The following is a 17,790-nucleotide window of genomic DNA, read 5'->3' as shown; positions in this document are numbered from 1 at the left end:
TGGCTTCAATGTCTAACAGGACAAGGGAAGGCCGCGCCAGCCGCGCAAGGGCCTTCACGGAACTGACATGCAATCACCCTAGCCAGTTGGTGGAAATATAGGCTTCGAGGGCGCCCAGTGACCGACCCGGGACTCCGCCGTTATCGCAGCGTCTTCATCTCCGACATTCACCTGGGGACCCGCGGCTGCCAGGCGGAGCTGCTCCTCGACTTCATCCGCCACATCGAGTGCGACCATCTCTACCTGGTGGGCGACATCATCGACGGCTGGAAGATGAAAGGCGGTTGGTTCTGGCCGCAGAGCCACAACGACGTGGTGCAGAAGTTCCTCAGGCTGGCGCGCAAGGGCGTGGCGGTGACCTATGTGCCCGGCAACCACGATGACCGCATCCGCGACTTCTGCGGCGTCCACTTCGGCGGCGTGGTGGTCGCCCGCGACTGCATCCACGAGACCGCCGACGGCCGGCGTTTCCTGGTCACCCACGGCGACGAGTTCGACGGGGTGGTGCAGCACGCCCGCTGGCTGGCCCTGCTGGGCGACTGGGCCTATCGCTCGATCCTGGCGGCCAACACCCTGATGAACCGCGTCCGGCGACGGCTGGGCTTCGGCTACTGGAGCCTGTCGGCCTTCCTCAAGACCCGGGTGAAGAACGCCCTGCACTTCATCGAGAATTTCGAGGGGGCGGTGGCCGAGGAAGCCCGCCGGCGCGGGGTCGACGGGGTGATCTGCGGCCACATCCACAAGGCCGAGATGCGCGAGATCGACGGGATCACCTACATCAACGACGGCGACTGGGTGGAGAGCTGCACCGCGCTGGTCGAACACCCGGATGGCCGGCTGGAGATCCTGGAGTGGGCCAAGCTGCGCTCCTGGTCGGCCATCGACCGGACGGTGGAGGCGCCCAGGCCGCTGGCCGAGCCCCTGGCCGCCTGAGCCTCCACCTCGATTGACTTGGCCCGAGAAATTGTGACGGTGCGGCTGTCATGAAAACCCCGGCCACCACCCCCAACCTGCGCGACCGGCAGCGGGAGGAGACCCGCGAACAGATCCTGCGCGCCGTCGCCCGCCAGCTCGAGACCCGTTCGCTGGAGGACCTGGGCTTCGCCGAGATCGCCAAGGAAGCGGGCCTGGGGGAGCGGACGGTCTATCGTCACTTCCCCACCAAGGAGGCCCTGCTGGGGTCCTTCTGGGCCTGGATGCAGAACCAGGCGGTGGCGGCGCCTGGGCGGCCGCGGGCGCCGCGCTCCCCAGCGCGGCTGCGCGACGCCCTAACCGCGCCGCGCGACACCAAGCGGCCCATGCGCATCCTGCTGGCCACCGACGCCTGGGAGCCGCAGGTCAACGGTGTGGTGCGCACGCTCACCCGGGTGGTCGCGGAGCTGCGCGGCATGGGCCACTCCGTCGAGGTGATCAGCCCCGACCAGTTCAAGACCTTCCCGCTGCCCACATACCCTGAGATCAAGGTGGCCATCGGCGTCTATGAGCCGGTGCAGGAGCGCTTCAAGGCCTTCGAGCCCGAGGCCATCCACATCGCCACCGAAGGCCCCATCGGCCTGGCGGCGCGGCGCATCTGCGTGGAATGGAAGCTGCCCTTCACCACCAGCTACCACACCCGGTTCCCGGAATATGTCTCGGCCCGCCTGCCGTTGCCGCTGGCCGCGGGCTATGCCTACATGAAGTGGTTCCACAAGCCTTCGGGGCGCTTGATGGTGGCCACGCCCACCATGCGCGACGAGCTGGAGCAGCACGGCTTCCGCAACATCTCGGCTTGGTCGCGGGGCGTCGACACCGAGGTGTTCGGCGCCCGTCGCAAGGGTGACGCCGATGTCTTCGAGGGGCTGGCGCGGCCGGTCTTCCTCTATGTCGGCCGCGTGGCCGTGGAGAAGAACATCGAGGCCTTCCTGGGCCTGGACCTGCCAGGCACCAAGGTGATCGTCGGGCCGGGGCCTCAAAAGGAGGAGCTGCAGTCGAAGTACCGCGACGCGAAGTTCGTGGGCTCCAAGTCCGGCGAGGAGCTCTCGGCCCACTACGCCTGCGCCGACGTGTTCGTGTTTCCCTCGCTCACTGACACCTTCGGACTGGTGATCCTGGAGGCCATGTCGGCAGGCACGCCGGTGGCGGCCTATCCTGCGCCCGGGCCCATCGATATCATCCCTGGGTCACAGGCGGGCGTGCTGGCGGGCAGCGCCACCGAAGGCCTGCGCGAAGCCTGCCTGGACGCCCTGAAACTGGACCGCAAGCGGGTGCGCGCCTTCGCCGAGACCTTCTCCTGGCGGGCCTGCGCCGAGGACTTCGTGCGCAACCTGCAGCCCTATCCAGAGCCGGAAAAGACGCGGTTCTGGCGCCGGCTGCGCCGCCTGGCCCGGGTGCGCCGCCGCCGGCCGGAAGCCTAAGTGTCCAAAGAAAAGCGCCGCAGCCCGGGGGAAGGCGCGGCGCGAGTTGGGGGGTTTGGACGATGTCCGACCCGGACTAGGCCGCTCGAGCAACAGCCACGCCACGGTTTGAATATCCTCTTGTGACAGCCGGGTCCGCCCTGCGGCGACCCGACGGTTTACAGGGCGCGCGCATCCGCTTAGGGCGTGGCGAGATGATCAGTGTTCTGAGGACATTTCCCCCGTCGAACCCGCGCGCTGGGGGCTGAGGCGATGCCGAAGCACAACCGCGACCGCCCCGCCGAACCGGACCGCGAGCCCCGCGCCCAGTACGCCGCCCTGCCCTGGCGGCGGACCGCGGACGGGGTTGTCGAGATCCTGCTGATCACCTCGCGGGAGACCCGGCGCTGGGTGATCCCCAAGGGCTGGCCGATCAAGGGGCTGAAGTCCGGCCCCTCTGCCGCCCGCGAGGCGATGGAGGAGGCCGGCGTCGAGGGCGCGCTGAGCAAGAAGCCGATCGGCGTGTTCCACTACGACAAGCGCCTGCGCAGTGGCCGGCTGCAGCATGTGCGGGTGTCGGTCTATGCCTTGGAGGTCGCCCGTGAGCGCGACCAATGGCCGGAAAAAGCCCAGCGCGAGAAACAATGGACCAATGCCCCCGCAGCCTTGGAGCTGGTTGAGGAGCCGGAACTGCGCGCCCTGCTGGCCGCGTTCAAGCCCTAGCAGTGGGTCAGAGCAGCCGGCTGCGGATGGTCTGCGACAGGAGGTCGATCAGGCTGACCGCGACGATGATCACGATGACGATGGCTGCGACGCGGGAGTAGGCGAAGCTGTTCAGGCTGTCGAACAGGATCTGGCCGATGCCGCCGGCCCCGATCAGGCCCAGCACCGTGGCGCTGCGGCTGTTGGATTCGAACCGGTAGAGCGCATAGGAGGTCCACAGCGGCGCAACCTGTGGGATCACCCCCCACATCACCTCGTGCAGCCGGGTGGCGCCAGTGGCTCGCACGCCCTCGACCGGGCCCTTGTCGATGGACTCCACGGCTTCAGAGAACAGCTTGGCCAGGACGCCTGAGGTGTTGACGGTGAGCGCCATGACGCCGGCGAAGGGGCCCAGACCCACCGCCACGATGAAGACAGTACCGATGACCAGGTCGGGCGCCGAGCGGATCACGTCGAGGATCCGGCGCACGGGAAGCTGGATGAAGGTCGGCGAGGTGTTGCGCGCCGCCAGCAAGCCCAATGGAATGGCCAGCACGATGGCCAGGGATGTGCCCCACATGGCGATCTGCACCGTCAGCCACATCTGGGCGACGTAGAGCCGCCACTCGGCGAAGTCCGGGCGCATGAAGTCGCGACCGAACTGGCGCATGTTCTCGGAGTTGGAGAACAGCTTCGGCACCTTGTCGATCTCGGCGGGCCCGAAGGCGGCCACCAGCATCACAGCGATGCCGCCCCACAGGAGGATGTCGAACACCCGTTGCGACAGGGGCCGGGTCGGCGGCTTCATCAGGTCAGGCGGGGCGACGGTCACGGGCTTACTGGACCGGTTGGCCGGTCTTGGCGTCGAGGCGGGCCCGCTCGGCGCGGATGTCGTCCAGCGCCTTCTGGGCCGGGCCGACCTTGGCCTGGTCGCCGGCGTTCTTGGCCAGTTCCAGGGCCTCTGTCGCCTCCATCTCGCGCACCGGGAGGAGATGGTTGGCGTCGGCCGGCTTGAAGCCGCCGATGGAGATCTGCTTGAGCAGCTTGCGTTGGCGGTCCGCCTCCGCGCCCTCGCCCGTGCCGTAGGTGAGGAAGAACTGGCGCAGCTTCTCCTTGACCGCGGGGTCCAGGTCCTTGCGCCAAACGATCGGGTCCTCCGGCAGCTTGGGGGATTCCCAGACCACCCGGATCTGGTCGGCCACCGGCGAGCCGCGTTCTCGCTGCAGGCGGATGGCGGTGGAATTGTTGGTGGATGCGTCCAGCACCCCCTTCGCCACAGCGAACAGGTTCGACTGGTGATTGCCCTGGCGCACCGTGCTGAAGCAGTTGGCGACCTGGATGTTGCGCGGCGTGAACAGGTAGGTCATCGGCGCCAGGGTGCCGGAGGTCGACTTGGCGTCACCCATGCCGAAGGTGAGCTTGCGGTCGCAGCGCAGGAGGTCTTCCAGGGTGGTCTTGCTGGCGGCCGGCACGATGATCACCGAGCGGTAGCCGTCGTCACCGGAGGGATCGAAGGTGCGGGCGAACACCTCGCCGTTGGCCCGGCGGATGGCTTCCAGGCCGGAGAGGTTGGAGAACCAGCCCACATCGGTCTGGCCGAACCGCATGGCCTCGATGAGGGCCGTGTAGTTGGAGCCGTAGAACGGCTTCACCGGGATGCCGATCGACGTCTCCATGTCGGCGAGCACCGGCTTCCACAGGGTTTCCAGGCTGGTGGAGTTCTCGGTCGCCAGGATCGAGAAGTTGATCACCTTGGGAGCCTCGCCGGAGGCGGGGGCGTCCGCCTTGCCGCAGCCGGCAAGGGCAAGCGCCGCGAACAGGGCGGCGCCGATGAGGGGGCGGCGGATCATTTGGGCGCTCCTTCCCAGAAGACGTCCTCGAACTCGGGTCCGTAGATGTCCACCAGTTGTGCTTGCTCGAGCCCGCTGGCGGGCCCGTCGTAGACGATCTTGCCGGCCTTCAGCGCCACCACGCGGTCGCAATAGCGCAGGGCGTAGTCCACCTGGTGCAGGGTGACCAAGACGGTGAGGCCGTCAGTGCGGTTGAGCTCGCGCAGGATGTCCATCACCTTGCGCGCCGCGACGGGGTCGAGGGAGGCCACCGGCTCGTCCGCCAGGATGACCTTGGCCTTCTGCACCAGGGCGCGGGCGATGGCGGCGCGCTGTTGCTGGCCGCCGGAGAGCGTGTTGGCGCGCTGCGCGGCGTACTCGGCCACGCCGACCCGGCCCATGGCCGCCATAGCCGCCATCTTGGTCTCGTCGGGCCACAGACCCAGGAAGCCGCGGATCGGGTTGATCCGGCCCAGGGACCCCAGCACCACATTGTTGAACAGGGTCAGACGCCCGACCAGATTGAACTGCTGGAAGATCATGCCGATGCGGGTGCGGGTCTTGCGCACGTCGCCGGCGATGCGACCGTTCTGCTGCACCGAGCCGCCGAACGCATCGATGCGGCCCTCGCCGCCGTCGATGGTCTGCAGGCCGCTGATCGAGCGCAGCAGGGTCGACTTGCCGGACCCCGACGGGCCGATCAGGGCGATCATCTCGCCCTTGCGGACCTCAAGCGAGACCTGGTCCAGGGCGCGGCGCTGGCCGAAGGTCTTCGAGGCGTTCCGTATGGACAGAACGGCGGCGTCGGACATGGAGAGTTTCGGCTTTCCCGATCAGGCACGCGCGAGGCGGCGAACCCCCTTGTTCGCCGAGCCCTGCGACGGCTTCATGACACGCGGGCCTAGGCGCGGTCCAGCGCCCAGCCCGCGACGCGCCGCAGCAACACGATCACTTTACATTCGGACCATTAGTCCCTATCTCGCTGCGTTCCGGCGGACCCGATGTCCTCAAAAGCGCTGCTAACGCCGGATTGGGTTCAACAATCCGTTGGGGGCTGCGTGAGGTGCAAACGTACCATACGCCCCTGGACCTGGTCCGTGAGCGGTCACCGGAGCGTCCTGTCGCCTTTGCGCGGCCGGATGCGGTGGCCCTAGCGGCCCGCTGGTTCCAGGACAAGTTTAAGGGCGACGTCTTCTACGCTGTCAAAGCGAACCCCTCGCCGTGGGTGATCGAAACCCTCGCGGCGAGCGGTGTGACGTCCTTCGATGTGGCCTCGATCCCCGAGATCGAGCTGGTCGCGCAATTCGCCGCGGGCTCGCGCATGGCCTTCATGCACCCGGTGAAGAGCCGGCGTGCGATCGCCACCGCCTATTTCGACCACGGCGTGAAGACCTTCGCACTGGACACCCATGACGAGCTGCAAAAGATCCTCGAGGCCACCGGCGGGGCCGACGACCTGGACCTGATCGTGCGCCTGGCGGTGCACACCGAGGGCGCCGCCTATTCGCTGTCCGGCAAGTTCGGCGTCGAGGCTCATGACGCGCCCTCCCTGCTGCTGGCGGCGCGCCGGTCCACCCAGGACCGCATGGGCGTCTCCTTCCACGTCGGCAGCCAGTGCATGCGGCCGACCGCCTTCCAGGCGGCCATGGCGCAGGCGTCGCGGGCTCTGGTCCGGGCCGGCGTACTGGCCGACGTGGTCGACGTGGGCGGCGGCTTCCCCTCCGTCTATCCGGGCATGGTCCCGCCCGACCTGGCCGACTACATCGACTCCATCGACCGCGGCTTCGCCGACATGATGGTCCACGAGACCACCGAGCTGTGGTGCGAGCCCGGCCGGGCGCTGGTGGCGGAAGCCTCCTCGATCCTCACCAAGGTCGAGCTGAAGAAGGGCGACGCGCTTTATCTGAACGATGGCAGCTACGGCAGCCTGTTCGACGCAGCCCACACCAAGTGGCCCTTTCCAGTGAAGCTGCTCCGCACCGAGGAAGGCGAGGCTTCGGAAGTTGAAGGCAACCTGCGGCCCTTTCGTTTCTATGGGCCCACCTGCGACAGCCTCGACCACATGCCCGGGCCGTTCTGGCTGCCGGGTGACGTCCGCGAGGGCGACTATGTGGAGATCGGCATGCTGGGCGCCTATGGCGTGGCCATGAACACCCGCTTCAACGGCTTCGGCGACGCCGAGACCGTGATCGTCCAGGACGCGCCGATGGCCTCCATGTTCGGCCTGGCGGGCCGCGCCATCCGCCTGCCGCGCGAGCAGCAGGAGGAGGACCGCAAGGTCGTTCGCCTGTCACGCCCCAAGGGCCGGGCCGGCAAAAGTCGCCGCCGGAGGTAACAAGACCCACGGGTCATTCGTTTAAGGCGCGGCCGGTCGCTCCGTCCCGGTCGCGCTTCACCTATGGACGGGCGATCACCCTCAGAAGGGAACTTCCGAAGATGAACGCTGACGTTCAGAAGACCAACCGCAAGGCCGAACTCCTGGCCAACACCGTCGAGCACGTGGCGATCGACCAGTACGACGCCCGGCCGATCATCGACGCCATGCGCAAGATGAGCTTCACCAGCCGCGACACCGCCCGCGCCGCCGACATCTGGTCGATGTCGCTGGAGGATGCGTCGTGCTCCACCTGGCTGACCCTGGCCGGCTCCACCAGCGCCGGCGGCTGCATGCACATCTACCGCGACATGGTGAAGTACGGGATGATCGACGTGATCGTCGCCACCGGCGCTTCCATCGTCGACATGGATTTCTTCGAGGCCCTGGGCTTCAAGCACTATCAGGCCCAATCCAACGTCGACGACCGCGACCTGCGCGACCTCTACATCGACCGGATCTACGACACCTACATCGACGAGGAAGAGCTGCAGAACTGCGACGGCACCATCTATGAGATCTGCGCGCTGCTGGAGCCGCGCCCCTATTCCAGCCGCGAGTTCATCCACGAGATGGGCAAGTGGCTGGCGGCGGGCAACGCCAAGAAGCCCGACTCGCTGATCGAGGTGGCCTATCGCGAAGGCGTGCCGATCTTCTGCCCGGCGTTCGTGGATTCGTCCGCGGGCTTCGGCCTGGTGAAGCACCAGGTGGAGCGGATGAAGGCCGGCAAGCCGTACCTGACCATCGACGCGGTGGCCGACTTCCGCGAGCTCACCGATATCAAGCTGGCGGCGGGGACCACCGGCCTGTTCATGGTCGGCGGCGGCGTGCCGAAGAACTTCGCCCAGGACACCGTGGTCTGCGCCGAAATCCTCGGTCACGAGGCGGAGATGCACAAGTACGCCGTGCAGATCACCGTGGCCGACGTCCGCGACGGGGCGTGCTCGTCCTCCACGCTCAAGGAGGCCTGTTCCTGGGGCAAGGTGGACGTGACCTGGGAGCAGATGGTGTTCGCCGAGGCCACCACGGTGATCCCGCTGATCGCCTCCGACGCCTGGCACCGCGGCTCGTGGAAGACCCGCAAAAAGCCCCGCTGGGCGAGGCTGTTCGAGAAGCAGTCGTCGCAGATGATCTCCTCATCCCCGGGCGGGGGATGAGGACCTCTCGCGGTGGGGAAACCCTCCTGGTGGGCCTGACCGGCCACGTGGGTTAAACTGCCCGCTGTCTCTGCAACACGTTGGTGTGGATGTGGGATTGGGAAAATTATGCGGACCCTGACGATCGCTGTGCTCGCGGCGCTAATGGGCGGGGCCGCACCGGCCCAGGTGGCGCCCGCTCCGGCGCTCCCCAGGGCCTATCTGACGCCGCAGACCTGGCCGGATGCAGCGCAGATCCTGCCGCCGGCGCCAGCCACCGGCTCGGCGCAGGAGCGGGCCGAGCTGGCGGTTTTCACCGCCACCCGCAGTCTGAAGGACACGCCCCGCTGGGCGCTGGCCCAGAACGACGTGCCCACGGGCGTGCCCAACATGATGACCAACTTCTCCTGCGCGCTGGGGGTCGCTCTGACGCCCGCGGCGGCGCCGAAGCTCACCAGCCTGATGAGCCGCGTCGGCCTGACGGTGGGCGCCCAGGTGGCCAGCGTGAAGGACGTCTTCAAGCGCCAGCGGCCCTACCTCCTGACCAAGGGCGAGATCTGCGTGCCGCAGGCCAAGGCGCTGGACGAGAGCCCGGACTATCCCTCGGGCCATTCCACCTGGGGCTGGGCGTTCGGCCTGGTGCTGGCCGAGCTGGCGCCCGACCGGGCGACGCCGCTGCTGGTGCGCGGCCGGGCCTACGGCGAGAGCCGGGTGGTCTGCGGCGTGCATACCGCCGGCGCCGTGACAGCCGGGCGGACCAACGGCGCGGCGGTTTTGGCGGGCCTGCACGGCGACGCGCAGTTCCGCGCCGACCTGGAGGCCGCCAGGGCGGAACTGGCGGCGGTGCGGGCCTCAAGCTCCGCGCCGGTTCCCGCGGCCTGCGCCACCGAAGCCGGGCTGACCGCCAGGACGCCCTACTAGATCCCGGCGTACCACTCGTAGCCGCGGTCTTCCCAGAAGCCGCCGCGGCCGCGGCCGATCTGGCTGAAGTCGTCCACCGCCTCGATGCGCATGACGTACTTGGCGTGCTTGTAGCCGAGCTGGCGCTCCACCCGCAGGCGCACCGGCGCACCGTGCTTCACCGGCACCGCGGCGTCGTTCATGTCGTAGGCCAGGATAGTCTGCGGGTGATAGGCGTCGATCAGGTCGATGCTCTCGTAATACTGACCGGTGCCGTCGAGGGTCATCTCCAGGCTGTCGGCGCAGTGGAAGACGATGTAGCGCGCCTGCGGCTTGAGGCCGGCCTGGTCGAGCAGCGGCCCGAGCCTGGCGCCCGTCCACTTGCCGATTGAGGACCAGCCCTCCACGCAGTCGTGGCGGGTGATCTGGCTGCGCGCGGGCTGGGCGCGAAGCTGGGCCATGGTCAGCGACAGGGGCCGCTCCACCAGCCCGTCCACCACCAGGCGCCAATCCGCGAAGCCTCCGGCGGCCAGGCTCACATAGGCCTCATCACTGGGGTTGGTGGTGCCGTTGGCGCGGAAGTCGGGCGAGATGTCGGAGGCCGGGAATTCCCGGGCCAGGGCCTTGCGGTCGGTGACCAGCCGCTGGGCGCGCAGGGTGAGGCCCTCGGCGCTCTGCAGCACCTTGGTGACCTGCGGGTTGGCGTTCAGCCTGTCGCAAGCGGCCAGGAAGAGGCCCCCCAGGGTGGCGCCAGCCCCGGCTAGCCAGCGGCGTCGGTCCGTGCTCATGGGCGGGTCTCCTCGACCTCGATAGCGTAGCGCCCGGTGATCATCGAGCGGATGTTGTTCCAGAAGCCCGACAGCACCACCAGGGCCACATGGACGATGATGAAGGTCACGATCAGACCGGCGGAAATGAAGTGCAGAGTGCGGCCGGACTGGCGCCCACCGAACAGGTCCAGCAGCCACGGCGCGGTGGCGTTGAATCCGGGCGACATGGACAGGCCGGTCAGCAGCATCAGCGGCAGCAGGATGAGGATCACCAGCAGGTAGCTGGCCTTCTGGATGACGTTGTAGACCCGCGCCTCATCACCCTTGGGGAACCTGAGCTGGGCGTGGGTGACGATCTCATGCCAGACGCGGCGCGGCGCCAGCTGGGCGCGGGTGGGCAACAGGTCGCGGCGGATGTGGCCGCCGATCAGGCCCATGGCCAGGTAGACCAGGCCATTGATCACGAACAGCCAGGCGAAGAAGAAGTGCCAGCGACGGCCGCTGGCCAGGTCGCGATAGCTGGGGATGGTGGCCCAGGCGGGAAAACCGCGGGGCTCGCGGGCCCCGGCCTTGCCGGAATAGCCCAGCACGCCGGTGGTCTCGATGGACTGGCCGGCAAGGGTGGTCAGGCCAATGGGCTCGCCGCCCCGTTCGGCCGCGGTCATGGACAGCCAGGGCGCCGCGAAGGTCGATTTCTGGCCCCAGTAGAGCGCCGGATGGGCATTGAAGATCTGCAGGCCACTCATCAGGAGCATGCTGATCGCCAGCACGTTGATCCAGTGGGTCGCCCGGGTGACCGCGGCGTGGCGGTAGACCATCACCTTGGCCGGCCGTTGCTTGTCCGCCATCGCCATGCTCCTCGTCCCCGCGCAGTCTGCCACAGCGGAGCTACGGGCGCGAGACGCGGGCGACGCGCCGGAACGCGAAGGCTGGCTCGGCGCTACCCTTCTGACCAGCACGTATGAAAGAGGAGCCGACCGATGGCGGAAGACCGCGAGGACAAGCTGCAGACCCCGGGCCGCGAGGCCAACGCCGCCCAGCCCCTGGACGCCCCCAAGGACCAGGGCGGCGTCGAGCGCTATCCCACCGTGCGCCGGGACGATGGGGTGGCTGGGGAGAAGCGTAGCTTCGATCCCCCCCTGAAGCAGGGCGCCGGTGATGGCTCGGCGCCGCCCAAGGCCGCCGCCGACGGCCACCTGGGCCCAGGCGGCGACCCAGCGGAAGGCAAGCGCTAGCCGATCGATCGCCGCGCCCCTAAGCTCGCACCGTCGTGCGGGGGTGTTCGGGTGAGCGGAACAGGCGTGGAAGTCTGGCGGGGCAGCGTTGCCACCTGGGAATGCGACGCCATGGGCCACCTGAACGTGGGTTTCTACGTGGCCAAGTCCATGGAGGCGCTGGCTGGCCTGGCCGCGGAGCTGGGCATGCCCGCCGCCTTCGCCCCCGACGCCCAGGCGACCCTGATCGTGCGCGAACAGCACATCCGCTTCGTCCGCGAGGCCCGCCCCAACGCGCCGCTTTCCATCACCGGCGGCGTGGTGGAGATGGGCGACAGCGAGGCGCGCCTGCTTCTGCTCATGCACCACCAGGATGGCGCGCTGGCGGCCAGCTTCCAGACCGTGGTCGCCCACGCCACCGCCCGCGAGGGCCGCGCCTTTCCCTGGCCGGACCGGGTCCGCGCCCGCGCCGAAGAGCTGACCGTCGAAATCCCCGAACAGGCCCGCGCCCGCAGCCTCAGCCTAGAGCCCGTGGAGAGCCAAGCGAGCCTGGCGCGGGCCGATGAGCTCGGCCTGAAGCGCACCGGCCTTGGCGCCGTGCGGTCTGGCGACTGCGACGCCTTCGGCCGCATGCGCACCGAGCTGATGATGGCCCGCATCTCCGACGGCATCCCGCACTTCTTCGAAGGCCGCCGACCGGGCGACGAGAGCCGGCCCAAGGTCGGCGGGGCCGCCCTGGAGTACCGTCTGATTCACGTCGACTGGCCACGGGCGGGGGACCGGATCGAGCTGCGGTCCGGCGCCGCCGGCGGCGACGCGCGGTTCCGCAAGCTGGTGCACTGGCTGCTCAATCCTACCACCGGTAAGCCCTGGGGCGTGGCCGAGGCGATCGCCGTTTCCTTCGACCTGGAGACCCGCAAGATCATCACCCTGGAAGGCGACGAACTGGCCGCGGTGGAGGCCGCCGCGGTCAAGGGTCTGGGGCTGTAGCCGATCCCGGACCGCGCCACGCGGTATCCAAGCTTTCGCGGTTGTAACTTGGCGTTGTGGCGTTCGGAACCAGTGTAGGTGCACAGGACGCAGGGGCATGCGGCGCCCGGTACTCGCCGGCCTCCGCAAGGCTTGCGGCCAACGCCAACGCCAGCAGTCCCGACGGAAGACGCATCACGGCCTCCGACCACAGGCGAGCTGGAGTGTCGTGGATACGTCGGGCCGGGAGCATGACGCCACGCCCCAGAAACATGATCGACGGCGCCATTGCGTCCGCGGCTTTGCGGCCGGTCGATGGGGGGCTAGATCAAGACCCGTCGCTGACCCTTTCGCCGAGGCCCCCGTGTCCAGGATTGAGCTCGACAACCCCACCCGCGAGATGCTGTCGCGCCTGCTGAGGCGGCATCTGAAGGCCGAGCTGGACGTGGAGATCGAGCCGTTTGACGGCCTCGACCTGCTGGACTTCCTCGCCGAGACGCTGGGGCCCTACTACTACAATCAGGGGCTCCATGACGCCCAGGCCATCGTGCAGAAGCGCGTCGACGAGATCATCGAAGCCGTCCACCAGATCGAAAAGCCGCTCAAAACCTGACGCGGCTCACCGCACCGCGACGACTTCCAACGTCTCCCCGTTCAGCAGGGCCACATCGCCAACCCGCTTGCCCAGCAGGGCTCGCGCCAGCGGCGAGGCGTAGGAGACGCTGCCCTTCGCGGGGTCGGCCTCATCCTCGCCGACGATGCGGTAGGTCTGCCGCCTGCCATCGTCGCGCACGAACTCCACGGCGCGGCCGAACTGGACGGCGTCCGGCTCGGCGGCGGGCTCGGTGAGCTGGGCGCTGCCGCGACGCACCGACCAGTAGCGCAGGTCGCGGGTGGCCCTGGCCATGGCGGTGCGGTCGGCGCTGACCCCGCCCTTCGCCTGGGCAGCGGAGTAGGCGGCGCGGGCGGCGGCGAGCTCCGCCTCGATGGTGGCCAAGCCGCTGGCGGTGACCAGATTGGGGTGCGGCGAGACGGGGCGGTCCGGCAGGTCGGCGGCCTGGGATTCGTAGTCTTCCTCGCGGGTGAAGGCGACGGCCATGGCTCAGGCCCGCCTGACGCGGGGACCACCGCGCAAAGCCACGATCGCCCGCCAGACCACGAAACCCGCCACCAGCAGGACCACCGGCACCAGGATCGGGGCCACCATCGCCAGGAGGGCGGTGAAGAAGGCCGCCACGTCCTCGGCGAGGGACACCAGGGGGTTCGCGAACCCGCCGGTGGTCGCCGTGCTGGTGATCCGCGCGCCGCTCTGGGCGGTGTGGACGGCGAGCGCCGTAGGGGCGCCGATGATCAGGCCGGCCACCGCCGCAGCGCCCGGGTCCAGGGTGTTGAAGGCGGCCGCCGCGGCCAGGGCGCCGGCAGCGGGCCGGGCCACCACGCCGAACAGGCTGAGCGCATGGTCGACGAAGGGCACCTTGTCGGCGACGAACTCGGTGGCCGTGGCGATGCTGAGCGCCGCAAGGGCGGTGAGCGAACCCAGCCAGGCGAAGGGGCCGGAAAGCTCGATGCCGAACAGGTGGAAACGCGCCGCCACGGCCAGCATCAGGAGCGGCAGGAAGGTCTTCAGGCCCGTCGAGGCGGCGAGCCCGAGGCCCAGCAAGGCCGGCAGCAACCAGGTTTCCATGTTCGCCTCAACGCGCGGCGGGCCGCCTGGTCTCGCGCCAAGCGGCTAGAACCGCAGGAAGCCGTACGCCAGAGGGAGCTTCACCACCAGGGCGATCATCGGGGCTTGCCGCCCGCCGCCGAGGGCGTCGAGCCGGCGCAATCGCCGCGATGCTCACGCCATCGCCCGCAGGGTCGCGCGGACCAGGTCTGGGCGTTCCATGGGCAGGAAGTGGGTCGTGCCGGGCACGGTCTCAATAGTGACGCGGCCGGTGGCGGCGAGCCCGGCTTCACGGCCCTCCACGCGGGCGGTGGAGGCGGTCTCGGCCTTGAGGATCCGGATCGGGCAGCGGGTCTGCGCGAAAGCCGCCCACGGATCGTAGTTGTGCGAGCGGAAGTTGGAGGCTTCCCACTGCGGCGTGCAGGTGAGCGTGACCTGGCCGTCGCCGGTCTCGCGAAAGCCGGCGTCCACGTAGTCGGCCAGTTGCTCGGGGCTCCAGCTCGCGAAGGCCCCGCGGCCTGAGTAGGCGGCCACCGCGGCGGCCTTGTCCGGGAAGGTGGCGCGGCGGCGCAGGGCGCCCTGCGCCAGGGGAGACTCGGCGATCTGCGGCTGGTCCTCGGATCGGCCCGCCAGCATGGCCAGCGGCATCAGCACGGGATCGAACAGGACCAGCGCCCGAACCCGCGCCGGCGCCTGGGCCGCCGCCAGCAGGCTGGAGGTGCCGCCCATGGAGTGGCCCGCCAGCACCACCGGGCCATCCGTGGCGGCGGCCAGCAGGGCCAACAGGTCCTCGCGGAACTCCGACCAGCCGTCGCGGCCCTCGATCACCGTGGGCAGGGTCGATGCGCCGTGGCCGCGCAGATCGACGGCCAGGATGCGCAGGTCCGTGGCCAACGGCTGCAGGATCGAGCGGTAGGTGGCGGCGTTGAAGCCGTTGGCGTGAGAGAAGACGATGTCCACCGGACGGCGCCGCGGCCCGAAGTCGAGCACCGCCATGGCGCCGCCCCGGGTCGGCAGGGGGACAAGCCGGAGCTGCGGCGTCGGGTCGATCTTGGCGGCCATGGAACCTCCCTTGGGAGCCCCCATATAGCCGGCCATGACTTCTGGAGAACAGACGATGCGCCTGGCCACCATCGGTTACGAGCGCGCGCTGCAGGCCGCCGTGATCGAGCAGCTGACGCAGGCCGGGGTGGAGGTGCTGATCGACGTGCGCGCCGTGGCGTCCTCGCGCCGGGCCGGCTTCTCCAAGACCCTGCTGGCCGCCAGCCTGAACGCGGCCGGCATCGACTACCTGCATTTCCGCCAACTCGGCACGCCCAAGCCCGGCCGCGACGCGGCGCGTAAGGGCCGCATCGCCGAGATGCGGCGGATATTTGAGGACCACCTGGCCGAGCCCGCGGCGCAACTGGAGCTGGCCAAGGCGGTGGAGGTGGCGCGGGAGCACAAGGCGGCCCTGCTCTGCTACGAGGCCGACCACGCGGGTTGCCACCGGGCCATCGTCGCGGAGCGGATCCGCGAGGAACTGGGCTGTGAGGTGGTGAACCTCTAGGGTGCTGGTTCTGAAGTTCGTCCGCCACACGCGTAGACGAACTTCTGAATCGCCACCCTAGACCGTCGGCAGTTCGGCGCCGGACAGATCGCACCCGGCGATCTTGGCGCCGCCCATGTCGGCCTCGATGAACCGGGCGCGGGTGGCGTAGGCGCCGCGCAGGTCGGCGCTGCGCAGGCCCGCGCGGGTGAAGTCGGTGCGCACGAAGCGGCCCTCGGCGATCTTCAGCGGCCCCATCTTGGCGCCGCGCAGGTCGGCGCGGGTGAGTTGGGCGTCGGTGAACTTGGCCCCGCGAAGATCGGCCTCGCGCAGGATCGCGCCGCGGAAGTCGCAGCCGGAGAGGTCAGCGCCCTGTAGCTGGGCGCCTTCCAGGTCCATGCCGAAGAAGATCGAACCCGGCGCGGCGAGCGCCGTCAGCCTGCGTCGCTTGAGGCTGCGCAGCGGCCGGAAGTCCACCTCAGCCAGGCGCATCACCGCGCCGCGGGACCCCTCGCTGTCGCAGTAGGCCTCATGCTCGGCGAGCACCTCATCCAGGGCCTTGTCGTCGATGTAGACGATGGGCGGCGGGGCGCGAAGGACGTTGGTCAGGTCCACGTCGTCGAGGCGGGCCTGTTCAAGGTTCACCCCGGTGAGCACAGTGCGCTTCATGGAGGCGCCGGTGAGGTCGGCTCCGCCGAGGTCTGCGCCCGACAGGTCCGCCCCATCCAGCACCGCGCGCATCAGCCGCGCGCCTGACAGGATCACGCCGGTCATGTTGGCGTCGGTGAAGTCGCAGGCCATGGCCACGGCGCCGGCCATCTGCGCCCCGGCCAGGTTGGCCCCGGCCAGCACGGCGTAGTTCAGCTCGCCCGGGCGGTGCTCGTGACGCAGGATGCGGAAGCCGTCCAGCTTGTCCTGCAGGGCGATGCGGCCCTCGCGCAGATCGCATCCGGCCATTTCGGCGTTCGACAGATTGGCCCCGCGCAGGCAGGCGCCGCGCAGGTCGGCGCGCTTGAGGTTAGCGTTGCGCAGGTCGGCTTCGCGCAGATCGGCGCCGAACAGGATGGCCCGCGACAGGTTGGCCCGGGAGAGCATGGCGCCCTCCAGCTTGGCGCCGGCCAGGTCCGCGTCGCGCAGGTCGACGCCCTCAAGGGAGCAGTTCGACAGGTCGGCATAGGTCAGGCTGAGCCGGCGCCCGCCGGAGCGGCCGGCCAGGTAGCGCTGGTGCGCCTCCACCGCCTCGCGCAGGGTCGGAGCGTCGAGGCTCAGGTGGTGGGGTTGGGCTTGCGACGGCATGACAGACCTTCAGGACGGGCGAGCGTGCGCCTTCGCCGCTTAAGGAACGGTTGCGTGACAGGCCTAATGCGGGACTACAGCCAGCCGCGCCGCTTGAACCACAACAGGGGCAGGACCGCGGAGGCGACCATCATCGCGATCGCCATGGGGTAGCCCAGCTTCCAGTCGAGCTCAGGCATGTGGTGGAAGTTCATCCCGTAGACTGAGGCCACCAGAGTGGGCGGCAGGAACACCACCGCCACCACCGAGAAGAACTTGATGATGCCGTTCTGCTCGATGTTGATCAGCCCCAGCGCGGCATCCAGCAGGAAGGCGATGTGGCTCGACTGGAAGCTGGCGTGCTCGGTGAGCGACTGGGTGTCGCGCTGTAGCGACGCCAGGTGGGCCTGGCAGTCCGGGTCGCCGGCGATCTCCGGGGCGAGCGTCGCGTAGCTGAGCAAGCGAGAGAAGCTGACCAGGCTGTTGCGGGTCATCGAGGTCACCGACTGGGTGCGCGCGAGCTGGGTCAGCAGCGGCTTGAAGTCACCCGCCGCCGGGCGCTCGAAAATCCCCACCGACGCCTCACCCACCGCATCGCCCATCTGGTCGAGGATTTCCGACAACCGTTCGACGATGGCGTCCAACAGACCCAGCAGGGCTGCCGTGCCGCTCCCGACGTCGCCTTCCGGCGCCCGCTCAGAGAAGACGCTGAAGGCGCGCAGCTCTTCGTATCGGAGGGTGACCAGCAGGCCCCTGGACAGGACGAAGGTGACCGGCGTCGCGGTCGGCACGCCATCCTGGCTGTGGGCCAGGAGGGTGGCAGTCATGAAGGTCGCGCCGTTCTCCTGGTAAAGCCGGCTGGAGGGCTCCAGGGCGGCCATCTCCTGCGGGGTCGGCAGGTCGATGCCGAGCGCGGCCTCGACCGCAAGCTCCTCGTCGCGAGTGGGCTTCAGCAGGTCGATCCAGATGACCTCCGGATCGGGCCGCCAGCCGGGGGCCAGGGGTTCGGCTTGGAAGCAGCGCACACCGCGCCGCAGGAGATTGACCATGGCGCCTCC

At 69.1% G+C, this 17,790-nt stretch carries 20 protein-coding genes and 1 pseudogene; 11 read left to right on the top strand and 10 right to left on the bottom strand.

Annotated elements, in window-relative coordinates:
- Positions 1-117 precede the first annotated feature (117 nt).
- The 4 genes and pseudogenes from ACLL81_RS07070 to ACLL81_RS07055 all read left to right on the top strand — a co-directional run bounded on the left by ACLL81_RS07070 (position 118) and on the right by ACLL81_RS07055 (position 3,095).
- Complete coding sequence (locus ACLL81_RS07070; RefSeq protein ID WP_411287638.1) at positions 118-933, top strand: UDP-2,3-diacylglucosamine diphosphatase; 816 nt, start codon at positions 118-120, stop codon at positions 931-933.
- A gap of 50 nt (positions 934-983) precedes the next feature.
- A pseudogene (locus ACLL81_RS07065) lies at positions 984-1,166 on the top strand (TetR/AcrR family transcriptional regulator); the annotation flags it as partial.
- A gap of 132 nt (positions 1,167-1,298) precedes the next feature.
- Entirely contained in the window at positions 1,299-2,393 is a 1,095-nt protein-coding gene (locus ACLL81_RS07060; RefSeq protein WP_411287655.1) for a glycosyltransferase family 4 protein, read from the top strand.
- A 252-nt stretch (positions 2,394-2,645) separates the two neighbouring features.
- Positions 2,646-3,095 carry an NUDIX hydrolase gene (locus ACLL81_RS07055; protein ID WP_411287637.1) on the top strand — a complete coding sequence of 150 codons (450 nt, stop codon included), beginning with the start codon at positions 2,646-2,648 and terminating at the stop codon, positions 3,093-3,095.
- A gap of 7 nt (positions 3,096-3,102) precedes the next feature.
- Here ACLL81_RS07055 and phnE read toward each other — a convergent pair whose 3' ends face one another.
- From phnE to phnC, 3 genes are read right to left on the bottom strand one after another with little or no spacing between them, the layout of a single operon-like run.
- The gene (phnE, locus tag ACLL81_RS07050) at positions 3,103-3,882 is read right to left on the bottom strand and encodes a phosphonate ABC transporter, permease protein PhnE (protein ID WP_411287654.1); all 780 of its coding nucleotides are present in this window, start codon (positions 3,880-3,882) and stop codon (positions 3,103-3,105) included.
- A gap of 28 nt (positions 3,883-3,910) precedes the next feature.
- Positions 3,911-4,924, bottom strand: coding sequence for a phosphate/phosphite/phosphonate ABC transporter substrate-binding protein (gene phnD / locus ACLL81_RS07045; protein ID WP_411287636.1), 1,014 nt, complete (start codon positions 4,922-4,924; stop codon positions 3,911-3,913).
- The gene (gene phnC, locus ACLL81_RS07040) at positions 4,921-5,715 is read right to left on the bottom strand and encodes a phosphonate ABC transporter ATP-binding protein (protein WP_411287635.1); all 795 of its coding nucleotides are present in this window, start codon (positions 5,713-5,715) and stop codon (positions 4,921-4,923) included. Before phnC ends, phnD begins: the two co-directional genes overlap by 4 nt.
- Positions 5,716-5,966: 251 nt before the next feature.
- Between phnC and ACLL81_RS07035 the strand changes: the two genes are divergently transcribed.
- The 3 genes from ACLL81_RS07035 (at position 5,967) to ACLL81_RS07025 (ending at position 9,334) form a co-directional block, all read left to right on the top strand.
- Entirely contained in the window at positions 5,967-7,238 is a 1,272-nt protein-coding gene (locus ACLL81_RS07035; protein ID WP_411287634.1) for a type III PLP-dependent enzyme, read from the top strand.
- A gap of 101 nt (positions 7,239-7,339) precedes the next feature.
- Positions 7,340-8,434 (top strand): 1,9-bis(guanidino)-5-aza-nonane synthase, encoded by a 1,095-nt coding sequence (locus ACLL81_RS07030; protein ID WP_411287633.1) that lies wholly within the window; start codon positions 7,340-7,342, stop codon positions 8,432-8,434.
- A 108-nt stretch (positions 8,435-8,542) separates the two neighbouring features.
- Positions 8,543-9,334 carry an acid phosphatase gene (locus ACLL81_RS07025; protein WP_411287632.1) on the top strand — a complete coding sequence of 264 codons (792 nt, stop codon included), beginning with the start codon at positions 8,543-8,545 and terminating at the stop codon, positions 9,332-9,334.
- Here ACLL81_RS07025 and ACLL81_RS07020 read toward each other — a convergent pair.
- The gene (locus ACLL81_RS07020) at positions 9,331-10,101 is read right to left on the bottom strand and encodes a molybdopterin-binding protein (protein WP_411287631.1); all 771 of its coding nucleotides are present in this window, start codon (positions 10,099-10,101) and stop codon (positions 9,331-9,333) included. The two genes, ACLL81_RS07025 and ACLL81_RS07020, sit on opposite strands and share 4 nt — an antisense overlap.
- The gene (locus tag ACLL81_RS07015; RefSeq protein WP_411287630.1) at positions 10,098-10,931 is read right to left on the bottom strand and encodes a cytochrome b/b6 domain-containing protein; all 834 of its coding nucleotides are present in this window, start codon (positions 10,929-10,931) and stop codon (positions 10,098-10,100) included. The genes ACLL81_RS07020 and ACLL81_RS07015 overlap by 4 nt, the downstream gene beginning before the upstream one ends.
- A 132-nt stretch (positions 10,932-11,063) precedes the next feature.
- Here ACLL81_RS07015 and ACLL81_RS07010 point away from each other — a divergent pair, with 132 nt between their 5' ends.
- The 3 genes from ACLL81_RS07010 (at position 11,064) to ACLL81_RS07000 (ending at position 12,879) form a co-directional block, all read left to right on the top strand.
- The gene (locus tag ACLL81_RS07010; RefSeq protein WP_411287629.1) at positions 11,064-11,318 is read left to right on the top strand and encodes a hypothetical protein; all 255 of its coding nucleotides are present in this window, start codon (positions 11,064-11,066) and stop codon (positions 11,316-11,318) included.
- Positions 11,319-11,369: 51 nt separating this feature from the next.
- Positions 11,370-12,287 carry a thioesterase family protein gene (locus tag ACLL81_RS07005; protein WP_411287628.1) on the top strand — a complete coding sequence of 306 codons (918 nt, stop codon included), beginning with the start codon at positions 11,370-11,372 and terminating at the stop codon, positions 12,285-12,287.
- Positions 12,288-12,630: 343 nt separating this feature from the next.
- A complete protein-coding gene (locus ACLL81_RS07000) occupies positions 12,631-12,879 on the top strand; it encodes a DUF2164 domain-containing protein (RefSeq protein WP_411287627.1) in 249 nt (82 codons plus the stop codon).
- Positions 12,880-12,885: 6 nt separating this feature from the next.
- On the opposite strand, the gene greA is transcribed toward ACLL81_RS07000, so the two are convergent.
- The 3 genes from greA to ACLL81_RS06985 all read right to left on the bottom strand — a co-directional run bounded on the left by greA (position 12,886) and on the right by ACLL81_RS06985 (position 14,991).
- Positions 12,886-13,365 (bottom strand): transcription elongation factor GreA, encoded by a 480-nt coding sequence (gene greA, locus ACLL81_RS06995; RefSeq protein WP_411287626.1) that lies wholly within the window; start codon positions 13,363-13,365, stop codon positions 12,886-12,888.
- A gap of 3 nt (positions 13,366-13,368) precedes the next feature.
- On the bottom strand, positions 13,369-13,950 hold the full coding sequence (locus ACLL81_RS06990) for a DUF4126 domain-containing protein (protein ID WP_411287625.1): 582 nt from the start codon (positions 13,948-13,950) through the stop codon (positions 13,369-13,371).
- 153 nt (positions 13,951-14,103) lie between these two features.
- Positions 14,104-14,991, bottom strand: a complete 888-nt coding sequence (locus ACLL81_RS06985; protein WP_411287624.1) for an alpha/beta fold hydrolase — start codon at positions 14,989-14,991, stop codon at positions 14,104-14,106.
- Positions 14,992-15,046: 55 nt separating this feature from the next.
- Between ACLL81_RS06985 and ACLL81_RS06980 the strand changes: the two genes are divergently transcribed.
- Positions 15,047-15,478, top strand: coding sequence for a DUF488 family protein (locus ACLL81_RS06980; RefSeq protein ID WP_411287623.1), 432 nt, complete (start codon positions 15,047-15,049; stop codon positions 15,476-15,478).
- Positions 15,479-15,535: 57 nt separating this feature from the next.
- Here ACLL81_RS06980 and ACLL81_RS06975 read toward each other — a convergent pair whose 3' ends face one another.
- Positions 15,536-16,753 (bottom strand): pentapeptide repeat-containing protein, encoded by a 1,218-nt coding sequence (locus tag ACLL81_RS06975; RefSeq protein ID WP_411287622.1) that lies wholly within the window; start codon positions 16,751-16,753, stop codon positions 15,536-15,538.
- A gap of 74 nt (positions 16,754-16,827) precedes the next feature.
- On the bottom strand, positions 16,828-17,781 hold the full coding sequence (locus tag ACLL81_RS06970) for a magnesium transporter CorA family protein (RefSeq protein WP_411287621.1): 954 nt from the start codon (positions 17,779-17,781) through the stop codon (positions 16,828-16,830).
- Positions 17,782-17,790 lie beyond the last annotated feature (9 nt).

The organism is Phenylobacterium sp. (assembly GCF_046590535.1).
Taxonomy (GTDB): Bacteria; Pseudomonadota; Alphaproteobacteria; order Caulobacterales; family Caulobacteraceae; genus Phenylobacterium.
The sequence above is the reverse complement of the archived record's forward strand: the minus strand, read 5'-3'. Positions and strand labels throughout refer to the sequence as shown.

Bases quoted from the DNA above. Each gene is read 5' to 3' on its own strand.
- ACLL81_RS07060 (WP_411287655.1), top strand. From the start codon at position 1,299: ATGCGCATCCTGCTGGCCACCGACGCCTGGGAGCCGCAGGTCAACGGT.
- ACLL81_RS07055 (WP_411287637.1), top strand. From the start codon at position 2,646: ATGCCGAAGCACAACCGCGACCGCCCCGCCGAACCGGACCGCGAGCCC.
- phnE (WP_411287654.1), bottom strand. From the start codon at position 3,882: ATGAAGCCGCCGACCCGGCCCCTGTCGCAACGGGTGTTCGACATCCTC.
- phnD (WP_411287636.1), bottom strand. From the start codon at position 4,924: ATGATCCGCCGCCCCCTCATCGGCGCCGCCCTGTTCGCGGCGCTTGCC.
- phnC (WP_411287635.1), bottom strand. From the start codon at position 5,715: ATGTCCGACGCCGCCGTTCTGTCCATACGGAACGCCTCGAAGACCTTC.
- ACLL81_RS07030 (WP_411287633.1), top strand. From the start codon at position 7,340: ATGAACGCTGACGTTCAGAAGACCAACCGCAAGGCCGAACTCCTGGCC.
- ACLL81_RS07025 (WP_411287632.1), top strand. From the start codon at position 8,543: ATGCGGACCCTGACGATCGCTGTGCTCGCGGCGCTAATGGGCGGGGCC.
- ACLL81_RS07020 (WP_411287631.1), bottom strand. From the start codon at position 10,101: ATGAGCACGGACCGACGCCGCTGGCTAGCCGGGGCTGGCGCCACCCTG.
- ACLL81_RS07015 (WP_411287630.1), bottom strand. From the start codon at position 10,931: ATGGCGGACAAGCAACGGCCGGCCAAGGTGATGGTCTACCGCCACGCC.
- ACLL81_RS07010 (WP_411287629.1), top strand. From the start codon at position 11,064: ATGGCGGAAGACCGCGAGGACAAGCTGCAGACCCCGGGCCGCGAGGCC.
- greA (WP_411287626.1), bottom strand. From the start codon at position 13,365: ATGGCCGTCGCCTTCACCCGCGAGGAAGACTACGAATCCCAGGCCGCC.
- ACLL81_RS06990 (WP_411287625.1), bottom strand. From the start codon at position 13,950: ATGGAAACCTGGTTGCTGCCGGCCTTGCTGGGCCTCGGGCTCGCCGCC.
- ACLL81_RS06985 (WP_411287624.1), bottom strand. From the start codon at position 14,991: ATGGCCGCCAAGATCGACCCGACGCCGCAGCTCCGGCTTGTCCCCCTG.
- ACLL81_RS06980 (WP_411287623.1), top strand. From the start codon at position 15,047: ATGCGCCTGGCCACCATCGGTTACGAGCGCGCGCTGCAGGCCGCCGTG.
- ACLL81_RS06975 (WP_411287622.1), bottom strand. From the start codon at position 16,753: ATGCCGTCGCAAGCCCAACCCCACCACCTGAGCCTCGACGCTCCGACC.
- ACLL81_RS06970 (WP_411287621.1), bottom strand. From the start codon at position 17,781: ATGGTCAATCTCCTGCGGCGCGGTGTGCGCTGCTTCCAAGCCGAACCC.